This window comes from Streptomyces torulosus (assembly GCF_001419765.1).
Classification (GTDB): Bacteria; Actinomycetota; Actinomycetes; order Streptomycetales; family Streptomycetaceae; genus Streptomyces; species Streptomyces torulosus.
Map to the genome: position 1 here is coordinate 1 of NZ_LIRK01000675.1, position 3,750 is coordinate 3,750.

Here is a 3,750-nt window from a genome sequence, read left to right on the forward strand (position 1 = left end):
TGCGGCCGCGTGCTTTTCATATGACGGGGCGGCCGCAGGCCCGTTCCCTTCCGGGGCGCGGGGAACTGCGCGACAAGCCCCCCACCCACCCGCACCCGAACCCCCGGCCTCCTATTTGCGCAGCGACGGCGGACCCCGGTCGATACGATGGCGCGCGTAGTGATCACAGTGGCGGAGCGGAGGCGACGTATGGCAGGGGAGCCGCAGGACGACTGTCTGTTCTGCAAGATCGCGGCGGGGCACGTACCGGCGACGATCGTGAGGGAGACGGAGACGACCGTCGCGTTCCGGGACATCAACCCCCAGGCGCCGACCCACGTCCTGGTGATCCCGAAGGCGCACTATCCGGACGCCGCCTCGCTCGCCACCGCGGCCCCCGCGCTCGCCGNNGCGGCGCCGGTCAGACCGTCTGGCACGCCCACGCGCACGTCATCGGCGGCCGCGGCCTCCAGTGGCCCCCCGGGTGACGAGCCGTGTCCTCACGTGAACTGGTGGTCCTCGGCACCGCCAGCCAGGTCCCGACCCGGCACCGCAACCACAACGGCTACCTNNCGACCCCGGCGAGGGCACCCAGCGCCAGATGCTGCGCGCCGGTGTCGCCGCGCACGACCTGAACCGCCTGTGCGTCACCCACTTCCACGGTGACCACTCGCTCGGGCTCGCCGGAGTCATCCAGCGCATCAACCTCGACCGTGTCCGGCACGAGATCACCGCGCACTACCCGCGCTCCGGCAAACGGTTTTTCGACCGGCTGCGGTACGCGACGGCGTACCGGGAGACCGTGCCGATCGCGGAGGTCCCCGTCGACGGGGAGGGCGCCGTGCTGGCCACCACCCCCGCGTACACGCTCGACGCCCGCAAGCTCTCCCACCCCGTGGAGTCGTACGGCTACCGGCTCGTCGAACCCGACGGGCGCCGCATGCTGCCCGAGCGGCTCGCCGAGCACGGCATCAAGGGGCCGGACATCGGGCGGATCCAGCGGGAGGGCACCCTCGGCGGTGTGTCGCTGGACGACGTGAGCGAGCTGCGGCGCGGACAGCGGTTCGCGTTCATCATGGACACCCGGCTGTGCGACGGGGTGTACGCCCTCGCGGACGGCGTCGACATGCTCGTCATCGAGTCCACCTTCCTGAACGAGGACATCGAACTCGCCGTGGACCACGGTCATCTGACCGCCGGTCAGGCGGCTTCCGTGGCCCGTGACTGCGGGGTACGGCATCTCGTGCTGACCCACTTCAGCCAGCGCTACACGGAGCCGGACGAGTTCGAACGGCAGGCGCGGGCCGCCGGGTTCGAGGGGGAGCTGAGCGTGGCGCACGACCTGATGAGGGTGGCGCTGCCGAAACGACGGTGACGGCCGCGCGGATGCGAATGCGCGGCATGCCGGACGTACCATGCTTCGATGTCCCTCCCCAAAGCTGAACTGCACCTGCACATCGAAGGAACCCTGGAGCCGGAGCTGGCGTTCGAGCTGGCCGCGCGGAACGGGGTGACCCTGCCGTACGCCGACACGGACGCGCTCCGCGAGGCGTACCGGTTCGAGGACCTCCAGTCGTTCCTGAACCTGTACTACGAGCTGATGGCCGTGCTCCGCACCGAGCGGGACTTCGCGGACCTCGCCGACGCCTATCTCACCCGGGCCGCGGCGCAGGGCGTGCGGCACGTGGAGATGTTCTTCGACCCGCAGGCGCACACCGTCCGCGGGGTGGCCATGGGCACCGTCGTCGAGGGGCTGTGGCGGGCGCTGGAGAAGAGCGAGGAGACCCACGGGATCTCCACCCGGCTCATCATGTGCTTCCTGCGCGACGAGTCCGCCGCCTCCGCCATGGAGACGCTTCAGGCCGCCCGGCCGTACCTCGACCGGATCACCGGCATCGGGCTCGACTCGGCCGAGGTCGGGCACCCGCCGGTCAAGTTCCGCGAGGTGTACGAGGCCGCCGCCGAACTCGGGCTGCGGCGGGTGGCGCACGCGGGCGAGGAGGGGCCGCCGGAGTACATCACCGAGGCCCTCGACGTGCTCGGTGTCGAGCGGGTCGACCACGGGCTGCGCTGCATGGAGGACCCGGCCCTGGTCGAGCGGCTCGTGCGCGAGCGGATCCCGCTGACGCTGTGTCCGCTGTCCAACGTTCGGCTGCGGACCGTCGACACCCTCGCCGACCACCCGCTGCCCGCCATGCTCGACGCGGGACTGCTCTGCACGGTCAACTCCGACGACCCCGCCTACTTCGGCGGCTACGCCGGCGACAACTTCGACGCCGTGCACCGCACCCTCGGCCTGAGCGAGGAGCGGCTGCGCGAGCTGGCCCGCAACTCCTTCACCGCCTCCTTCCTGGAGGACGACGAGGAGCGGCGGGCCCGGTATCTCGCCGAGGTCGACGCGTACGAGTTCTGACGCGTACGAGTTCTGACGCCCACGAGTTCTGGCGGGCACCGTTCGCCCGCGGGCCCGGGCTCAGGCCGCCGGGCGGTACTCCGGTTGCTCGGTGGCCGCCCGGTCCCGGTAGCGGGCGTGCTCGGTCGTGGCGGTCGTGGTGCGCAGGGCCACGGCCGTCATGGGGGCGGCGATCAGGAGCAGGCCCACGGCCAGGATCGCGCCCATCGCCGGGAAACCGGCGTGCGCGGAGAGCAGGCTGCCGGTGAGGGGGCCGGCGGCCGTGCCGAGCGAGGACGCGGAGCCGACGAGGACCGCCCAGCGGCCGCGCGGGTCGAGCGAGGCGGCGAGTCCGATCAGATACGACAGCACGACCGGGTAGAGCACGTTCCAGGCGATCTCGCCCGTGGCGAAGGTGGTGAGGTCGGTCGCCGAGGCGCTCAGCGCGATACAGCCCGCGATGAGCGCGGTGCCGCCGCCGATGGGCAGCGCCCGGCCCAGCCGCGCGCCCAGCGCACCCGCGCCGATCACCCCGAGCAGGCCCGCGCCGAGGGCCGCCGCGAAGACCGCGCCGACGGTGACCTCGGTGAGCCCCGCCTGGGTGGTGCCGATGCGGCCGCTCACGCCCCACAGGGAGTTCTGCGCGAGGGACCACAGCAGGAGGGTCGCGGCGAGGACCAGCCCCGAGCGGCGGTGGGGGAGCGGGCCGCGTTCCCCGCCGGTGGGGGCGGCGGCCACGGCGGTGGTGAGACGGCCGGTCGCCGGCAGGGTGAGCAGGGCCGTGACGGCGAGGGCGGCGAGCGGCACGCCATGGCCGGGGCCCAGGCGGGGGATCGTCAGATAGAGCGCGCCGGCCAGCGCCGAGACGCCCAGCAGGCCCGTCGTGGACACCCGGTGGGGGTCGCGCTGCGCGGCGATGCCGGCGGCGGCCACGGCGGTCGCCGTGCCCGAGCCGAAGCCGCCGAGGACCGCTCCCGCGACGACCGCGGGGAGGCTGGTGGTGAGGGCGGCGGTGCCGTAGCCGACGGCGGCGAGCAGTAGCGCGGCGAGCGTGAAGCCGGCCGTGGCCGAACCCAGCAGCAGGGCGCTGCCGACGGCGCCGGCCTCGGTGGCGGTGAGGGGGAGGGCCGCGTCGAGTCGGCCGACGGTGGTCGGCAGGAGATACGCGGCGAGGTACCCGGCCGTGAAAAGGGCGACGAGGGGCCAGGGCAGGGTGGGGGTGCGGGGGGACACGGGCGTTCCTGGACGTGCGAGGGTGCGGCTCCGGACCCCGACGACCGCGGCCCGGCAAGGGAATTGGGCGGCTGTCGACGGACAGGGACGCGCGGAGAATTTGTATCAAGGTCGCGGAGCACGAAAGAAACGCAAAGGGCGTGATG

General features: G+C 73.0%; 2 protein-coding genes and 3 pseudogenes. 4 read left to right on the forward strand and 1 reads right to left on the reverse strand.

Annotated features, from left to right (window positions below):
* Positions 1–228: 228 nt before the first annotated feature.
* From AOK23_RS50800 to AOK23_RS37105, 4 genes and pseudogenes are all read left to right on the forward strand, one after another.
* Positions 229–388, forward strand: a pseudogene (locus tag AOK23_RS50800) (HIT domain-containing protein); the annotation flags it as partial.
* Positions 389–390: 2 nt separating this feature from the next.
* Positions 391–467, forward strand: a pseudogene (locus AOK23_RS50805) (histidine triad nucleotide-binding protein); the annotation flags it as partial.
* Positions 468–552: 85 nt separating this feature from the next.
* Positions 553–1,354 (forward strand): annotated as a pseudogene (locus AOK23_RS37100) (ribonuclease Z); the annotation flags it as partial.
* Positions 1,355–1,402: 48 nt separating this feature from the next.
* Entirely contained in the window at positions 1,403–2,392 is a 990-nt protein-coding gene (locus tag AOK23_RS37105) for an adenosine deaminase (RefSeq protein WP_055716887.1), read from the forward strand.
* 60 nt (positions 2,393–2,452) lie between these two features.
* Here AOK23_RS37105 and AOK23_RS37110 read toward each other — a convergent pair whose 3' ends face one another.
* On the reverse strand, positions 2,453–3,604 hold the full coding sequence (locus tag AOK23_RS37110) for an MFS transporter (RefSeq protein ID WP_055716888.1): 1,152 nt from the start codon (positions 3,602–3,604) through the stop codon (positions 2,453–2,455).
* Between the last annotated feature and the right edge of the window lie 146 nt (positions 3,605–3,750).